The organism is Staphylococcus sp. URHA0057 (assembly GCF_000620265.1).
GTDB classification, from domain to species: Bacteria; Bacillota; Bacilli; order Staphylococcales; family Staphylococcaceae; genus Staphylococcus; species Staphylococcus pasteuri.
Window position 1 is genome coordinate 575,944 of record NZ_JHVS01000001.1, and the last position, 19,394, is coordinate 595,337.

The 19,394-nt window shown below is 31.1% G+C and carries 13 protein-coding genes; 5 read left to right on the top strand and 8 right to left on the bottom strand.

Annotated elements, in window-relative coordinates:
- Positions 1-51: 51 nt before the first annotated feature.
- The 6 genes from addA to N524_RS0102690 all read right to left on the bottom strand — a co-directional run bounded on the left by addA (position 52) and on the right by N524_RS0102690 (position 10,873).
- A complete protein-coding gene (addA, locus tag N524_RS0102665; RefSeq protein ID WP_029055581.1) occupies positions 52-3,711 on the bottom strand; it encodes a helicase-exonuclease AddAB subunit AddA in 3,660 nt (1,219 codons plus the stop codon).
- Positions 3,708-7,178 (bottom strand): helicase-exonuclease AddAB subunit AddB, encoded by a 3,471-nt coding sequence (addB, locus tag N524_RS0102670; protein WP_029055582.1) that lies wholly within the window; start codon positions 7,176-7,178, stop codon positions 3,708-3,710. Before addB ends, addA begins: the two co-directional genes overlap by 4 nt.
- A gap of 462 nt (positions 7,179-7,640) precedes the next feature.
- The gene (gene lepB / locus N524_RS0102675) at positions 7,641-8,216 is read right to left on the bottom strand and encodes a signal peptidase I (protein ID WP_017637416.1); all 576 of its coding nucleotides are present in this window, start codon (positions 8,214-8,216) and stop codon (positions 7,641-7,643) included.
- A gap of 18 nt (positions 8,217-8,234) precedes the next feature.
- A complete protein-coding gene (gene lepB, locus N524_RS0102680) occupies positions 8,235-8,756 on the bottom strand; it encodes a signal peptidase I (RefSeq protein ID WP_017637417.1) in 522 nt (173 codons plus the stop codon).
- A gap of 4 nt (positions 8,757-8,760) precedes the next feature.
- Entirely contained in the window at positions 8,761-9,336 is a 576-nt protein-coding gene (locus N524_RS0102685; protein ID WP_017637418.1) for a TVP38/TMEM64 family protein, read from the bottom strand.
- A 205-nt stretch (positions 9,337-9,541) separates the two neighbouring features.
- On the bottom strand, positions 9,542-10,873 hold the full coding sequence (locus tag N524_RS0102690; protein ID WP_029055583.1) for a glucose-6-phosphate isomerase: 1,332 nt from the start codon (positions 10,871-10,873) through the stop codon (positions 9,542-9,544).
- A gap of 323 nt (positions 10,874-11,196) precedes the next feature.
- On the opposite strand from N524_RS0102690, the gene N524_RS0102695 reads away from it, so the two are divergent.
- The 5 genes from N524_RS0102695 (at position 11,197) to N524_RS0102715 (ending at position 16,521) form a co-directional block, all read left to right on the top strand.
- Complete coding sequence (locus N524_RS0102695; protein WP_029055584.1) at positions 11,197-12,399, top strand: argininosuccinate synthase; 1,203 nt, start codon at positions 11,197-11,199, stop codon at positions 12,397-12,399.
- On the top strand, positions 12,392-13,771 hold the full coding sequence (argH, locus tag N524_RS0102700) for an argininosuccinate lyase (protein WP_029055585.1): 1,380 nt from the start codon (positions 12,392-12,394) through the stop codon (positions 13,769-13,771). Before N524_RS0102695 ends, argH begins: the two co-directional genes overlap by 8 nt.
- Positions 13,772-13,972: 201 nt before the next feature.
- Positions 13,973-14,881 (top strand): glycerophosphodiester phosphodiesterase, encoded by a 909-nt coding sequence (locus tag N524_RS0102705; RefSeq protein WP_029055586.1) that lies wholly within the window; start codon positions 13,973-13,975, stop codon positions 14,879-14,881.
- Between the two features lie 327 nt (positions 14,882-15,208).
- Entirely contained in the window at positions 15,209-16,165 is a 957-nt protein-coding gene (locus N524_RS0102710) for a glycerophosphodiester phosphodiesterase (protein WP_029055587.1), read from the top strand.
- Positions 16,166-16,227: 62 nt separating this feature from the next.
- The gene (locus tag N524_RS0102715) at positions 16,228-16,521 is read left to right on the top strand and encodes a TfoX/Sxy family protein (RefSeq protein WP_029055588.1); all 294 of its coding nucleotides are present in this window, start codon (positions 16,228-16,230) and stop codon (positions 16,519-16,521) included.
- Between the two features lie 75 nt (positions 16,522-16,596).
- On the opposite strand, the gene N524_RS0102720 is transcribed toward N524_RS0102715, so the two are convergent.
- Both N524_RS0102720 and N524_RS0102725 read right to left on the bottom strand, forming a co-directional pair.
- A complete protein-coding gene (locus N524_RS0102720; protein WP_029055589.1) occupies positions 16,597-17,841 on the bottom strand; it encodes a Glu/Leu/Phe/Val family dehydrogenase in 1,245 nt (414 codons plus the stop codon).
- 109 nt (positions 17,842-17,950) lie between these two features.
- The gene (locus N524_RS0102725) at positions 17,951-19,141 is read right to left on the bottom strand and encodes an ornithine--oxo-acid transaminase (protein WP_017637427.1); all 1,191 of its coding nucleotides are present in this window, start codon (positions 19,139-19,141) and stop codon (positions 17,951-17,953) included.
- Positions 19,142-19,394: the final 253 nt, after the last annotated feature.

Consider the following 19,394-nt stretch of genomic DNA (forward strand, 5'->3'; position numbering starts at 1 on the left):
AGAAAGTTTCTACATATTCGTTTTTTCAAATTATCCGTAAGTAAGAGTATCTTAATTGTCATCAATTTCTAACATGCCAAATTTAAAGAAATATAAATAACCTTTGACCTTAGTTTGAAGTATCGTTTCTAAAGTATTGCGGTAATACTTCATCTGTATGCGATACTTATCCTTCAATTGTTGACCGATTTCTTCATCTGTTAATCCTCTTCGACGGTTAAAAGCGTCTGTCTTATAATCTACAAAATAATATTCTTTATCTTTAACATAGATTAAATCAATCATCCCTTGAATAATTGAAACGTCTTCATCTTTCAGTTCTAATTGATCAACTTTAGATTGATTCACTACAAAAGGTAATTCTCTATAAACTTGATCAGCGTTTGCTATTTCTAAATACAAATTACTATTTATAAAACGCATAATTTCTTTATATCTAATATCTTCTTTTGCATCAGATTCAATGATATTTTTATCTATAAGCTGATTGATATATTGATCTAAATCATCTTCAGTCATTCTTTCTTGGTTAAATGGTAAATGTTGCATTACTGTATGCATCAATGTACCCACTTCATTCGCTTTGCGTTTTCCTTGTTGACTTAAAAATTTAGGACGTTCATATGTTGAGACACCTATTCTATACTGTCGCACTCTATCATAGTTAGTACCACTTTCTTCCGTTTCAAGTTGACGTTTTAATTCTGATACAGATTGTTTTGACGGTTTTTCAGTGTCGACTAAATAAGGATATTCGAAAGTTAACTTGTCTTTTATTTTAGCTTTAACATCTTCGTTTCCACTTTGATACATTTCAATATCTTCTATACTTCTATGTTCTTGATCAGTAGTTGCAATCTCTGTAGAAATATCTTCGAAATGATCAATAAATAATGTCACTCTTGGTTTTACATTACTATCCAATTGTTCAACATCTTTTTCAAATTTTTGATCATTTGTAATACTAGACGATTGATATTTTGATAATATGCTATAAATCATTGTAAATGGATTAGATGCAGTTAAACGTTCATTAACAGCGATATGATTTCCCGAAATAGGCAATCTTTCTAGTTTATCTAATTCCTTTTCATCTTTAATTCTACCTATTAATATCAATTGTTCCTTGGCTCTTGTTAATGCTACATAGATTAAACGCATTTCTTCAGAAATCATTTCTTTTTCATTAATTGCAGAATAAGCGACTGAAGACAACGATGGATAAGCAATATCTTTTTCTACATCAAAGTAATCCATCCCTAATCCATATTTCTGATTCAAAACAACTTGTCCTCTTAAATCTGTTTTATTAAATTTCTTAGATAAACCAGAATATATGACAAATGGAAACTCTAAACCTTTACTACTATGAATTGTCATCATACGTACTACGTTATCGTTTGGCCCTACAATATTTTCTTCACCAAAGTCTTTACCTCTATCAATTAGCTCATCTATAAATCTAATAAATTGATACAATCCACGGAAACTGGAGTTTTCAAATTCAATAGCCTTATTAAATAGTCCATATAAATTTGCTCTACGTCCTCTACCACCTATTAAGCCACTAAAATATTGAATAACAAAATGATCGTTATAAAATTTATCAATTAATTGATAAACCGGATAACGTTGGCTATATTCTTGATAGTGTTGAATATCATCTAAAAAGTGTTTTAACTTTTTAACTAACTTTTTATTAGCAACATCATTATTAATATATTGGTGAATTGATTGATAAAAATAATCATCATTAGGACTAAATACACGAATATTTGCTAATTCATCTTCTGTAAATTGATAAATAACTGAGCGCATTAATCCAACCAAATAGATATCTTGTAACGGATTATCAACTGTACGTAAAAACGATAATATAAGTCGTACTTCTGTCTGTTCGAAATAACCTTCTCTACTGTTCACGTGAAATGGAATATCATTATCTTTAAAAGCTTGCTGTAAATTACGCGCTTGACCATAACTGCGTTCTAATATAACGATATCTTTATATGTCGCAGGTCGATATGAATTAGATTTCATATCATATACTTTTTTATGGTCTAAAATGTCTTTAACTTGCTCAACTATATAATAAGCCTCTTGTTCAGTACCAGTTAAATCACTATCTTCAGAACTCGCTTCAACCATTGTACGTAATTCTACATTATGATTAACATCGTCAAATGGCGCACCATAATATAATTGTGCCGCTTCATCATAAGTAATTTCTCCTACTTCTTCATCCATCATGTGTTTAAATAGATAGTTTGTCGTTGATAATACTTCTTTTCGAGATCGGAAGTTTTGAGACAAATCTATACGCATACCTGCTTCTTGTCCTTCGGTATTAAAACGGTTATATTTTTCGATAAATAAACTTGGATCGGCCTGTCTGAATTTATAAATCGATTGTTTAACGTCACCAACCATAAATAAATTCCCATTAGATTCTTCACCTGTTTTGATACAAGATAAAATCTTCTCTTGAACACGGTTGGTATCTTGGTATTCATCAACCAATATTTCAGAAAAATGTTGACGATACATTTCAGCAATTTGTGAAGGTGAACCATCTTCATTAGTTAAAATTTGTAAGGCAAAATGTTCATAATCCGCAAAGTCTAATACATTTCTTTGGCGTTTGTGTTTCCCAAATTCATTGATAACATCTTTCACAATATCCGATAAATATGAAACTCTTGGCGCTAACAATTGCATGTCATGTTTCAAATCTTCTGCAGTTCTTGAGAAATAATCACTTTTAACTTTAGTAATCATATCTTTATATTTAGTGTACGCAGCTTTCGCATCTTCTAATGCATCTACCATCATGGCATTTTCTTCTTTGATTTTTGTTGTTATAGCTGGAAATCTACTTGCAAATTGATGATTCACAAGCTTTTCAATTTGTAATGTATCATTTTCAAATAATTGACTCATAAATCGTCGTTCTGATTCTATGATTTCTAACTGCTTATCTACACTTTCCATCATTGAAAATAACTCATAACTTTTATCAAGTGATTCTTGTGCAGCATTTATAAAAATCATTGCCAAATCATTTAATAATTTTAATAACTCATCTTGTTGTGATTCATCCATATATGGTGTTGAAAGTTGATTTAACCATTCTTGAGGATTCGGGTTAGCAATACTAAAGAAATAAAGTTGTTTAATAATACTTCTAAATTGTGTATCACTACGGTCATTAGATAATTGTTCAGTTAAATCAATAAATTCTGGTTTCAAATAATCATAATGTCGCTCTAACACTTCATCAATCGTTTGTTCTAAAAGTAAGATATTTTCTGCTTCACTACTCGTTCTAAAATTAGGATCAATATCTAGTACGTCATAATGTTGTTGAATTAATTTCAAACAAAAACTGTGTAAAGTGGAAATCTGAGCTTGATGTATTTTGATACGCTGATTTTTCAAGTGTTCATTATTTGGATCTTCAATCGAAGCTTGTTGAATACGTTGGTCAACTCGATGTTTCATTTCTCTTGCACTTAAATTAGTAAATGTCACTACTAGTAAACGGTCTACATCAATTTCATCTCTTAAAATACGTTGAATAATTCTTTCAACCAGTACAGCTGTTTTACCAGAACCAGCAGCTGCAGCTACTAAAATATCTTGACCTTTGGCATAAATACTGCGCCATTGTGCATCTGTCCAAATAACATCTTGTGGTTTCGTAGGTATCATTCAGTTCCACCTCCATTTTCTTCCATTTGTTGAATCGCTTCTATTGGATTAATGGACTCATCAACAGTGCGATATCTTTTACTATCAATCATGCCATCTACATGACAAACAGATTGGTAACTACAATATTGGCATGGCAATGTTTGTTTATATTTGAGTGGTGCTACTTCTGTATGTCCATCCATAATATGACTTGCCGTTTCAATAAAATTCTTTTTATTATGTTCTATAAATTTGTAAATAGTGTTTTCATCTGCAACCTGACTACTAGCTTTATTTATTGTTCCTTTAGCAGTTAAACCAACTGGCACAATATCAGATTTGAATTTAGGTTCTAATCTAATATCTAAAGCATCTAACACATTTTCATCACTATTAACTAATCCACTCATCTTAAATTTATTAATGTGCTCTTTTTCTAATTTTTCTTGATCAATTTCTAACCAATTTTTCAATTTGAGTCTTGGTTCATGAACATGGAAGTATAGTAAGCCACCTGGTTTAACGATATCTGTTAAGCCTAATCTTTCTTGGTTTTGTAATACGATGTCCATATAAGTCATCATTTGCATTTGTAAACCATAGTAAACTTTTGTTAAATCAAGTGTTGCACTATTTTTTGATGATTTATAGTCAATGATATTAACGTAACTTTGATTTTCTTTTGTATAAGTATCTATTCGGTCAATTTGACCACGTATATTAATAGGAACACCTTGTGTAGTTGTTAATGATTTAGCCATCAATTCTTCATCAGATTTAGGTGATTTACGGAAGCCCGTTTCAAATTGTTGTGGTTTGAATTTCGTATAGTCTCCTTGATATTTCAAAGCACTTAAAGTTGTTTCAACAATTGCGCCTATTCTTCTAGATAAATAACGATAATAAGCTGATGAATTTAATAGATTAAATTGAACTTTAGGTAAAATTTGTTCAAGCGCTTCTGATGTTAATGTTTTGATTTTTTTCTGATCAAGATGTTTAAAGTCTCCATCTATACGATCAGATATATATTTCAATACAGAATGGAAAATATCACCTAAATCAAAGTTTTGTAGTTCATATTTTGTTCGCTCATTTAATCTTAAACCATGTGAAGCAAAATGTTTAAATGGACATTGTTGATATCCTTCGAATCTAGATACACTCGCATTAATCGTTTTACCGTATAAATCCTGTGCCAGTGTTTCACTAAGCTGCTTCGTCTCATTATCGTAAGTTAACGAAGTGATTAAATAATTCAATCCCTCATTAAGACGCTCATCGTCTCTCATTACTTGATATGCATCAAGCCATGTATCTGCTACAATTTCTTCATCTAACCAAGCTCTTAGTGACTCAAACAAATTAATTTTTGTTTGATGAACATGCTCAATTAATGAAATAGGATGTTCTTGATGCATTTGATGAATATTTATTACATCTAAATTGTCATAAATATCTTTTATTTGTGCTAAAAATGGACTCATTTCTTTTTCATCACCTGATGATCCCATCAAGCTATATGAAAATGTAACTCTATTTGTTGCACGAGTCATAGCAATATAGCATACAAATGCTTCATCCATTTGTAAGATATCTGACGTTGGGCTTAATTCTATTTGAACATTTTGTTCGAATAATTTTTTCTCATCATCACTAATTAAGCTTGAAGAAGAAATAGGTTGAGGCATAGAACCATCATTCATACCGACAAGATAGATATGCTTTTTATTATCTACTTTAGCTAAATCCATCGTACCAATGCTTATTTGATCAAGTGTTTGAGGAATCATCACAAATTCTAATTGTTCTAATCCAATATCAAATACTTCTAAAAAGCGAGTTAATGTCATGCTTTCATGTTCAAACACAGTTACCAAATCATCTAGTATTTGAATTAAACCATTCCAAATTTGATCAATTTCTTCAGCTTCTTCATGGTAACCATCATTATCTAAAATATCTCGTTGTGTCATTAACTGATTGGGTAATTCAAAATATTCCATACTTTCATAAAATGCAGTAGCAAACTCACGAACTGTGTTACCTTCATTCATTGCTTGTTCAAAATGAAGAATTTTATCAATCACATCATTTTTTAATTTAACAACTTGTTCGAATGTCTCTCTTTCTTCTTGTGTAAGTTGATGTTCTTTACGACCCATTTTTCTAAAATTATCTACATTAAATAAATCGTCATCTAACCATCTTTTTCCATAAATACCACGTTCTATAGCAAAATTTTCTAATAAATCTATTAGGTGTGTACTATTTTTATATTGGTTAGTCAGCACATCTGTTTTCAATAAACGCATCATTGCATTGATATGCCAATTAGTTTGGATTACTTCGATTAGTGAACGAATCATTTCCATAATAGGATGATGTGTCATTGAACGTTTTGTATCTATGTTAAAAGGAATTTGATATAGCGGTAAAATAGATTCAAATAAATCGGCATATGATACGTCTCGATATAAGATTGCAATATCTTGAAATCTCAATTGGTTATCACGTGTATCTTTAAGAATTTGTCTTGCAATTTCATTAATTTCTTCTCTCATACTAGAAGATTCAAGAATATCGATATGCCCCTGATTTTGTTGAGGCGTTAGTTGTAATGCGTCGAATTGGGATTCTAAAGCTTTTAGATCATTGTGATTAAATCGATAGACTTCATTGAAAAGACGCTTTTGAAGTTGGATATGTAAATCTTGAGCAATCTCTTCTAAATGATTTAAAACTTCAGATGGCTTTCTAAATAAACTGAAAGCATCTTGATTACCATCAGTAGTTAATAATACCGTTACTTTTTTAGCATTTCTTACTAATGCTTGAATCATTTCGTATTCAAGAGTTGAAAAGTTATGGAAACCGTCTATGTATATTTCTGAGCGTTTTAGCCATTCAGATTTATCCATTTGTTCGATAAATTTTCGTAACGAATCTTCAACTGTAATAAAATTGCCGTGAGTTCGAGACTCAAATTGTTTGTATATTAAAGAAATATCTTCTAATTTATGTTTAGTTCTGGTTTGAATATCGTGTGTATTTAGAAATTCATCAATATGTTCAGGTAAGACAGAATATTTTTTAAAATCTTGAATTTGTTCGGCTAATTTCTCACTAAATCCAAAGTATTTGGCTTGTGATTTATATAATTTCATATCTGATTGATATTGTTGTACTAAATGATAAATCATCATTTCAGTTGCCGCTTTAGATAATCGTTGTTCCGTAAATCCCCCAACTTCTTGGAACACTCTATGGCTTAATCTTTCAAAGTGAAGTACCTCTGTTCTCAAACTTCCATTTAATGTTGAATCATTAACAAATGCTTGTTCAAATTGAAAAGTACTTTGAGTTGGAGCGATTAAAATAATTGGATCACCAAGTGGGTCAGTTTTCATTTTATCTTTAATTTCATTAACCATAGCTGTAGACTTCCCTGTCCCAGCTCTCCCTATATATGCATTTAATTCCATAACAACCCTCACTCCTTTGACAACATTTTAACATGGGAGCGGGACAGAAATAACATTTTTACAAAATTTATTTCGTAGTCTCGCCCCGGCAAGGTTGACTAAGTTAGTAAAGTATCACTACTATTTATAATAGTTTAGTGATACTTACACATTAGCTTTAGCTAAACTGTTCAACTAAGGATTACATGAGTTAACACTCATGCATAAGTAATTCTAATTTCTAAAGAAAAAGAATTACTTTATCAGTCAACTACTGCCAATTTGTAACTTATTTCTATTTTTTAAGTTCACTTCATTTTCACAGAATTACATTATTGAACCTAATAGCTATCACTATTAGGTAAGTCATACTAATTTGTTTTACAAAAAGTATGATTTTCCGTTATACATATTTATTCATTAATATATCTACACAATTTTACACACAAAAAGCGATAGACTTAGCGTCTATCGCTTTCAAAATTAATTTTTAGTATTATCAGGATTAAAGTTAGCTTTAAATTCATTTAATGGCCAGAATCTGAACGAAACTTTACCAACAATTTGATCTTTATTAATCAAACCAAATGAACGACTATCTTTACTTACTTCACGATTGTCCCCTAATACTAAGTATTTACCTTTCGGGATGACATTTGATTTAGGGTTAGCATTAGGTAAATCTTTCACTTGGAAAGTACCAGTAATATATTCAATCTGTTTTCGTTTCTCATTATAATTTAAATAAGGTTCATCCTGTTTCTTACCATTTATATATAATTGGTCTTTTTTATATTCTACCTTATCTCCTGGAGTACCAATAACACGTTTAACGTAGTCATCTTTTTTATTAGCATGGAAAACAATGACGTTACCTTTTTTCACATCGCCAATTTTATAACCCATAATGTTTACGCCAACACGTTCCCCATCTTTTAATGTTGGATCCATTGAGTCACCTTTAATTGTATAAGGTTGACCAACAAAATCCTTTATAAACCATACAAGCAAAACTGCTATTGCGATGGCGACAATCCATTCTATAATTTCCTTTTTCAAATTACACACCTCTTATATTCATTTAAAGTCTGTCGTAAATGCATCAAACGGATAATATTTTACACTTACATCACCAATAATATTACTTTTATCAATTAGACCATAACGTCTTGAGTCTGATTTTACACTATCGTTATCATTTAATACAAAATAGTGTTTGGGTGAAATGATATCTCCATCTGAATGTTTCATATTTCTTAACGAAACATTATTCAAATCTCTATTTTTAGCGTACTTATCTTGAACTACTCTATCGTCTCGATAAAGCTTGTTATTTCTAATTTCAATAGATTGTCCTGGTTTCCCAATTATTCTACTAAAATGGATTCGTCCATTATCTTTATACATCACTATATCACCAGTATCTAATAAATTAAATGTGACTTTAATTTTATTAACAATCAATCGGTCACCTTCATTTAATGTAGGTGCCATACTTTGATCCTGTACAACAGCACCTCTGATGATAAATGTTTGAATGAACATTACAATAATAATCGCAAATATTAAGGAAATCAAATATTTAATAACAGTTTTCAACTTTTCACTCCTTAGTAGAGCCCATAAAATGTTTTTCTACCTTTTTACTTACAAACCAAAGTAAGACAAATAATAATAACGTCACAATAGCTCTTATCGGATTAGTGAAAATCGTCGTTACCTCTCGACCCATTATCCCTAATACAGTTATGGAAATCAATTTAGATAATGTTAAAACGATAAAATAATACTTTGTTTTAATATGTGAAAGACTTGCTACCACATTAATCAATGTATTTGGCGTAAATGGAAAACATAATAAAATAAATAGTGGTATTAAACCTTGTCTATCTATAAAACTAATTAATCTTTGTACTGACTTTTTAGTTTTGAATTGTTTCATTTTTTTAGTATTGACTAACCTTTTAAAGATTAAAAACATTGTAAATGTACCTGCTACAATGCCTAGCCAACAAATTATAATGCCTACGACCGCACCATATGTATGCATAATTAAAATGACATAAAGCGTTAAGGGTAAAATGGGAATGATTGCTCTAAAATATATAAGCACAAACCCAGGAATATATCCGAATTGCCGAAATAAATCAAACCATTCTTCTAATTGTTCAAACGACAAAACATCAAATCCTTTCTTGGTAAACATTACCTTATTTATTATAGTTGTAATTATAGTATTTTGAAATAGCAATCTTCTTTTAAAGCAATAAATACATCTGAAGTTTGAGAAAACAAAACCCCTTTACAACATGAAAGGCTAGGACAAGTTAGTCCTAGCCTTATAATTATAACATTTATTTATTATAAAATATATTTTTTATAGATTATAGACGTGCTTCAAGATCTTTTTTCATTTCTTCAAATCCTGGTTTACCTAATAATGCAAACATGTTTTGTTTATAAGCTTCAACACCAGGTTGATTAAATGGATTTACGCCTAATTGATATCCACTCATAGCACAAGCTAATTCGAAGAAGTAAACAACATATCCAAATGTTTCTTCATCTAATCGAGGAATATTAACAACGATATTAGGAACTCCACCATCAGTATGTGCTAATAATGTACCTTCAAATGCTTTAGTATTTACCTCATCAATTGTTTTACCAGCAAGATAATTTAATCCATCTAAATCATCACTATCTTCTTCAATTGTAAGATCATGTTTAGGATTATTAACTTTAACAACTGTTTCAAATAAGAAGCGACGGCCTTCTTGAACATATTGTCCTAATGAATGTAAATCTGTAGTATAGTTCGCGCTTGAAGGATAAATGCCTTTAAAGTCTTTACCTTCAGATTCACCGAATAATTGTTTCCACCATTCATTGAAATATTGCATAGAAGGTTCATAGTTAATTAACATTTCAGTAGTGTAGCCTTTGCTATATAAAAGGTTACGGATTGTAGCATATTGATAAGCAATATTCTCTTCTAATTTATCTGAAGATAATTCTTCACGTGCTTTTGCTGCACCAATCATCATTGCCTCAATATTAATACCTGCAGCTGCAATTGGTAATAAACCAACGGCTGTTAATACTGAATAACGTCCACCAACATCGTCTGGTACTACAAATGTTTCATAACCTTCATTTGTAGCTAATTGTTTTAAAGCGCCTTTTTTCTTATCAGTAGTAGCGAAAATACGTTTTTTAGCTTCTTCTTTACCATATTTATTTTCTACTAATTGTTTAAATAAACGGAAAGCAACTGCTGGTTCAGTTGTTGTTCCTGATTTTGAAATGACGTTTACAGAAAAATCTTTATCTGCTAAATAATCAACTAATTCTTTTGTATAACTAGAAGATAAGTGATTACCTACAAATACAATTTCAGGATAGTCATTATTTGTTCTGAATGAAGAAGTAAGCATTTCAATAGCGGCACGTGCACCTAAATAAGAACCACCGATACCAATAACAACTAATACATCAGAATTGGCTTTAATACGTTTAGAAGCTTCTACAATTCTTGAAAACTCTTCTTTATCATAATCAACAGGAAGATCAACCCAACCAAGGAAATCTTTTCCAGCGCCAGTACCTTCATGTATCGTTTTGTGTAATGTTTTCACGATATCTTTTTGTTGTTCTAATTCATGTTCTCCAAAAAATTCTAAAGTCTTACCATAATCTAATTGAATATGAGTCATCTAAAAAGCCTCCTATGTTTTTACTACTTTAATTCTACTAAGTTTATATTTGCTATTCAATTCACAAGTCTCCTTTTTACTATTAAAAATGAACTTTCAGTGTCATTTCAGTTTCCAAATGTAATCTCTTATCAATACAATATGCATTTTTCTAAAAATTTAATAACTTTAAAAATTCTTTTATATCAGCATATATTAAAGATAATATTGAAAACATCTCATCTATTAAATGTATATTTATGTAGTTTTATGGTTTATTTTTCATTAGCAGTCTGTTATGATGAATTTATATTAAAATTCTGAAAATAATTTGAGGTGTAAATATGAAAGAGAAAATTGTTTTAGCATATTCTGGAGGATTAGACACAAGCGTAGCAGTACAATGGTTAATAGATAAGGGTTACGATGTTGTAGCATGTTGTTTAGATGTTGGAGAAGGAAAAGACTTAGATGTTGTACATGAAAAAGCGTTAAAAATGGGCGCAGTAGAATGTCATATTATTGATGCTACAAAGGAATTTAGTGATGATTATGTAAGTTATGCTATTAAAGGTAATTTAATGTATGAAAATGCATATCCATTAGTATCAGCATTATCACGTCCACTAATTTCTAAAAAGTTAGTAGAAATTGCTGAAAAAACAAATTCAGTCGGTATTGCTCATGGATGTACTGGTAAAGGTAATGACCAAGTACGTTTCGAAGTCGCAATTAAAGCACTTAATCCAAAACTAAAAGCATTTGCACCTGTAAGAGAATGGGCATGGAGTCGTGAAGAAGAAATTGATTATGCAATCAAACATAATATTCCAGTATCAATTAATCATGATTCTCCTTACTCAATTGATCAAAATTTATGGGGTAGAGCTAACGAGTGCGGTATCTTAGAAGATCCTTATGCTGCCCCACCTGAAGATGCATTTGATTTAACGAATGCACTTGAAGATACACCCGATGAATCCGACGAAATTATTCTTTCATTCAAAAACGGTATACCTGTTCAAATAGATGGCAAAGATTATGATTTAGACGATTTAATCCTTTATTTAAATCAATTAGCTGGTAAACATGGTATTGGTAGAATTGACCATGTTGAAAATAGATTAGTCGGTATAAAATCAAGAGAGATTTATGAAACACCTGGTGCAGAAGTGATTTTAAAAGCTCATAAAGCACTTGAAACAATTACTTTAACTAAAGACGTTGCACACTTTAAACCAGTGATTGAAAAGCAATTTTCTGAACAAGTATATAATGGTTTATGGTTCTCACCTTTAACTGATAGCCTAAAACAATTTATTGACAGTACACAACAATATGTCGAAGGAGATGTAAGAGTTAAATTATTCAAAGGCAATGCTATCGTAAATGGTAGACAATCACCTTATACTTTATACGATGAAAAGTTAGCTACTTATACAAAAGAAGATGCGTTTAATCAAGAAGCAGCTGTCGGATTTATCGATATTTATGGTTTACCAACGCAAGTTAATTCTATGTTACATGGAGGCTACAGTAATGAGTAAAAAAGCTTGGGGAGGAAGATTCGAAGCACAACCAGAAGATTGGGTTGATGACTTTAATGCATCAATTGATTTCGACAAAAATTTAATAGACCAAGATATTCAAGGTAGCATTGCACATGCAACAATGCTCGCTAATCAACATATTATTAGTCAAGATGATGCCAAAACCATTATAGAAGGCTTAAAAGAAATCCAAGTAGATGCGCATCAAAATAAAATTGAATTTAAAGCATCGCTAGAAGACATTCATTTAAACATTGAACATGAGCTAATTCAACGTGTAGGAGAAGTTGGCGGTAAACTTCATACTGGTAGAAGCAGAAATGATCAAGTCGCTACTGATATGCATTTATACACTAAAGAAGAAGTTCTAGAAATTATTGAATTAATTAAATCATTGCAGCAAACGATATTAAAAATTGCTAATACCCATATAGACACAATTATGCCAGGTTATACGCACTTACAACGTGCTCAGCCGATATCTTTCGCGCATCATATTATGACTTATTTTTGGATGTTAGAGCGTGATAAATCTCGATTCCAAGATAGCATCAAAAGAATCGACATCTCCCCTCTTGGTGCTGCAGCATTAAGCGGAACAACACATCCTATTGATCGTCACGAAACACAATCACTGCTTAATTTTAGTGCTATATATGAAAATAGTTTAGATGCTGTCAGTGATCGTGACTATATTGTTGAAACACTGCATAATATTTCATTAACTATGGTTCATTTATCAAGATTTTCTGAAGAAATTATTTTCTGGTCCACTGATGAAGCAAAATTCATTACGTTATCAGACGCTTTTTCTACTGGTTCGTCTATTATGCCTCAAAAGAAAAATCCAGATATGGCAGAATTAATTAGAGGTAAGGTGGGTCGTACAACAGGTCATTTAATGAGTATGTTAGTTACACTTAAAGGCCTACCATTAGCTTATAATAAGGATATGCAAGAAGATAAAGAAGGTTTATTCGATGCTATCCATACAATTAAAGGTTCACTCAAAATTTTCGATGGCATGTTAGACACGATGACTGTTAATACTGATCGTCTTAATGAAACAGTTACAAAAGACTTTTCAAATGCAACAGAATTAGCTGATTATCTTGTAAGTAAAAACGTACCATTTAGAACTGCACATGAGATTGTTGGAAAAATTGTATTAGATTGTATTAATAACGGTATTTATTTACTCGATGTGCCTTTAACAGATTATCAATCCTATCACCAGAGTATAGAATCTGATATTTATGATTATCTAAAACCAGAAAATTGTTTAAAACGACGTAAAAGTTATGGTTCGACTGGTCAAGATGCAGTTAAACATCAACTATCAGTTGCTGAAAAATTATTAAAAGCATAAGTTATTTTATAGGAAGTCGTTCAGAATTATAGAGTTGTAGCCTGAGACATTGATTTGTCCCAGGCTTTTTCATTTTGCGTAGAAACCACTTTTTTATATTTATACTTAATAGTTTCACAACTTTTAAAAATAAACATTATATTGTTATACAACTTATAGTATAATTGATAAGTATTTTAAAATTATTGGAAAGGTCATATTATGTGTAAATTTCTAAAAGCTGTCTTATTATTTATTTTAATATCTACAATTTGTGTATTTATTTATTCAAAGTTTCAACCAACAATTGATGCAAAAAGTTCTAAAAAACATTGGTTATCCAACCCTACAAACGAAAAATTTGTAACTATCGCCCATAGAGGTGCAAGCGGTTATGCACCTGAACATACTTTTAATTCTTACGATAAAAGCCATAAAGAAATTGGTGCTTCATATATCGAAATTGATTTACAAAGAACGAAAGATGGGCAACTTATAGCTATGCATGATGACTCAGTAGATCGTACAACCAATGGGCATGGTAAAGTGAAAAATTTAAACTTATCTCAAATAAAGCAATTAGATGCTGGAAGTTGGTTTAATAAGGCAAATCCTAAATTAGCTAAATCAGAATATATAAATGCCAAAGTTCCTACTTTAGATGAGATACTTACTCGCTATGGTAACAAAGCAAATTATTACATCGAAACAAAATCTCCTGATGTTTATCCTGGAATGGAATCTCAACTATTACAAACACTTAAACAGCATGGTTTATTATCCAAGACATCTTTAAAAAACGGTCACGTTATGATTCAATCATTTTCTGAAGAAAGTTTGACAAAAATACACAAGTCTAATCAAAATGTTCCCCTAGTTAGATTAATCAAAAAGCATCAGCTACAACATTTAACAGATAAAGATCTTAAACATATTAAAAGTTATGCAACTGTAATTAGTCCTGAATTCAGTGACTTAACTCGTTCTAATACTTCTCACATCAAAGATTTAGGATTTCTTATCCACCCATTTACTGTTAATGAAACTGCAGATATGAAAAGATTAAATGGCTATGGTATTGACGGTGTTTTCACCAATTATCCAGATAAATACAAAAAGGTATCACATTAATTTATTACAAAGGGAGCGGGACAGAAATAATATTTTCTCAAAATTTATTTCGTTGTCACACCCCGGCAAGGTTGACTAGAGTTGAAAAAAGCTTGATACAAGTGCATTTTCAATTCAGTCAACTACTGCCTATATATAATTGTAGCCTGAGACATTGATTTATGTCCCAGGCTGTTTTTATGTAAAATTACAGTTAAACTTTAATGATATTTTGAAGAATGTATTAATTTTTTTAGAGTTAATTAATTATTCAGTAAATTCTATTTCTAGTATTTGGAAATATTGTCATGATAGTGATAACACACTTATTGAAAGGATGTTATTACGATGAAAATAAACAAATGGGTTTTCGCAAGTGTTGCAACTGTATCTTTATTAGGTATAGCTAATCCTGTATATGCAAGCGGTAATGGACAAACTAATAATGGTCAATATGATCAGCAATCCACACAGTCCTCTTCAAATCAAAATCAATCAACAAATTGGCAAAAAAACCTAACCGGAGAAGCACATACTACAATTGCGCATAGAGGTGCAAGCGGATATGCACCCGAACATACATTCAATTCATATGATAAAAGTCATAGAGAATTAGGTGCTTCATACATAGAAATTGATTTACAAAGAACGAAAGATGGGCATCTTGTAGCTATGCATGATGAAACTGTTGATCGTACTACAAATGGACATGGTCGTGTTGAAGATTATACTTTAGACGAATTAAAGAAACTTGATGCTGGTAGTTGGTTCAATAAACAACACCCTAATTTAGCTAAATCAGAGTATAAAAATGCTAAAGTTCCTACTTTAGATGAAATTTTAAGTCGCTATGGTAAAAATGCTAATTATTATATAGAAACAAAATCACCAGATGTCTATCCAGGTATGGAAAATCAATTAATTCAATCATTAAATAAACATGGTATGCTGACAAATCAATCCCTTAAAAATGGTCACGTCATAGTTCAATCATTTTCTGAACCGAGTTTACAAAAAATGAAACAATTAAGTCCTAATATCCCATTAATTCGTTTATTAGATAAAGGAGAACTAACATCTCAAACTGAATCAGACTTAAAACGAATCAAATCATATGCTATTGGTGTAGGACCAGAATATACAGATTTAAACGAAAACAATACAAAACATTTAAAAGATTTAGGTTTCCTCATTCATCCATTTACTGTTAATAACGAAACATATATGCAACGTCTAAATGATTATGGTGTTGATGGTGTGTTTACCAACTATGCTGATAAATATAAAAATATAAGTCACGAATGAAATATATGAAGAATATAGAGTATATATTAATAATATTCATATATTAAAAAGGCAGTGAAAAAATGGCAACAAGCGAAGAAACATTAAATCAATTTTTGGATCATTTAAAAGACGATCATATTACTACTCGTAAAATGATGGGAGAATATATTATATATTATGATAAGGCAGTCGTTGGCGGTTTGTATGACAATCGTTTACTAGTTAAAGCTACAAATTCTTCACTAAGTACATTACCTAATTATGAATTAGTAGAGCCTTATCCTAATTCCAAAAAAATGATACATTATCCTTTTACGGAAGATAGCGATATGATTTTAAAAGTTTTATCCCAAATTAAAAAGGATTTAACATAATTAATCAAAAAAACATTCACTCAATTATCTTTGAGTGAATGTTTTAATTTAATTTAAAATTATAACAATTTGTGTTTATGCCCAACCACGGTAACGTGCAGCTTCAGCAGTACGTTTAATACCAACGATATAGGCTGCTAAACGCATATCAATTTTTCTATTTTGTGATAATTCATAAATAGTATCAAATGCTGTGATTAATTTTTCACGTAGTTTTTCATTAACTTCTTCTTCTGTCCAGTAATAACCTTGATTATTTTGAACCCATTCGAAGTAAGAAACTGTTACACCACCAGCACTTGCTAACACGTCTGGTACTAATAATACACCACGTTCAGTTAAAATACGTGTTGCTTCTGGAGTAGTTGGACCATTTGCTGCTTCAACTACGATACTTGCTTTAATGTCATTAGCATTATCTTCAGTAATTTGGTTTGAAATTGCAGCTGGAACTAAAATATCGCAATCTAATTCAAATAATTCTTTATTTGAGATTGTTTCTTCAAATAGATTAGTAACAGTACCGAAACTATCTCTTCTATCTAATAGATAATCTATATCTAAACCATTAGGGTCATGTAGCGCGCCATAAGCATCTGAAATACCTACTACTTTAGCACCTAAATCATATAAGAATTTTGCTAAGAAACTACCAGCATTACCAAAACCTTGGATAACAACTTTAGCATCTTTAATATCCATACCTTTACGTTTAGCTGCTTGTTCGATAGCTATAACTACGCCTAATGCAGTTGAGCGGTCACGACCTTCAGAGCCACCTAATACAATTGGTTTACCAGTGATAAATCCAGGTGAATTGAATTTATCTAACGCACTATATTCATCCATCATCCAAGCCATAATTTGTGAGTTTGTAAATACGTCTGGTGCTGGAATATCTTTGTTCGGCCCTACAAATTGTGAGATAGCTCTAACATAGCCGCGTGATAAGCGTTCTACTTCGTGAATACTCATTTGACGAGGGTCACAAACGATTCCGCCTTTACCACCGCCGTATGGTAAATTAACAATACCGCATTTTAATGTCATCCACATTGATAAAGCTTTAACTTCTTCTTCATCAACATCTGGGTGGAAACGTACGCCCCCTTTAGTTGGACCTACAGCATCATTGTGTTGTGCACGATATCCAGTAAATGTTTGAACAGTTCCATCGTCCATACGAACTGGTATACGTACTTGTAACATTCTTAGTGGTTCTTTGATAAGGTCGTACATACCCTCATCAAAACCTAATTTATGCAAAGCTTCTTTAATAATTCCTTGAGTAGAAGTCACTAAATTATTATTCTCAGTCATGATCCTTTTCGCCTCTTTTTTAACTAATGATTTCGCTTTCATTCATTATTGTAACACAACTTTATCCTTTTTAAAGGGGTTACAAAATGATTGTTACAACTTTTTGAACTTATTGAAATACTTGTTTAATTTTTTCAATAGCAATGTCTAATTCTTCTTTAGTAATCACAAGTGGTGGTGCAAATCGAATAACTGTTTCATGTGTTTCTTTACATAATAAACCTAATTCTTTCAATGATTCACAGTATGGTCTTGCATTTTCAGTTAACTCGATTCCGATAAATAATCCACGTCCGCGTACTTCTTTAATAGATGGATGTTCAATTTTTTGTAATTCTGATTTAAAGTATTCACCTAGTTCTAATGAACGACCAGGTAAGTCTTCATCTACAATGACATCTAAAGCTGCTAATGACACAGCACATGCTAATGGATTACCACCGAATGTTGATCCGTGAGAACCTGGTGTAAATACATCTAACACTTCTTTGTCAGCTAATACAACAGAGATTGGTAATACACCGCCGCCTAATGCTTTCCCTAAAATATAAACATCTGGTTTAACATTATCCCAATCAGTAGCAAATAGTTTACCAGAACGACCTAAGCCAGCTTGAATTTCGTCGGCAATAAATAAAATATTGTGTTCATCACAAAGTTCTCTTATAGCTTTTAAATAACCTTCTGGAGGAACATTAATACCAGCTTCACCTTGAATAGGTTCAACTAAAATAGCTGCAGTATTGTCAGTAATAGCTGCTTTTAATTTTTCAACATCACCAAAATCAACTTTGCGGAAACCATCAAGTAATGGACCATATCCTCTTTGATATTCTGCTTCAGATGATAATGATACTGGAGCCATTGTACGACCATGGAAATTACCATTAAATGCAATAATTTCAGCTTGGTTTGGTTCAATACCTTTTACATCGTAAGCCCAACGACGTGCTGCTTTTAATGCTGTTTCAACAGCTTCAGCACCTGTGTTCATTGGTAATGCCTTTTCTTTACCTGATAATTCACAAATTTTCTTATACCATTCGCCTAAATTATCACTGTGAAAAGCACGTGATACTAAAGTGACCTTTTCAGCTTGGTCTTTAAGTGCTTGAATAATTTTAGGATGTCTATGACCTTGGTTTACTGCTGAATAAGCAGATAACATGTCCATATATTTATTACCTTCAGGATCTGTCACCCATACACCTTCCGCTTCTGAAATTACAATCGGCAGTGGCACATAGTTGTGAGCTCCATAATGATTTGTTAATTCAATGATTTCTTCTGACTTAGTCATAATATCTCCCCTTTGTTTAATAAATATTAAAGCTAATTACCAATATCATAACTGATTTTTACCGGCTCTCAAACTGTTTATACAAATATATTTCAAAATTTTCTAATTATAAAGATTAGTTGAGATTTTCTATTAAAATGCTCAAGAAAATAGGATCAACCTTTAGTTTTGAAAGCCCTTACAAATATAATGACACAAGCCTACTATGTTGTACAAGTAAAAGTTTAAAAATTCATCATTATATATAATTTTA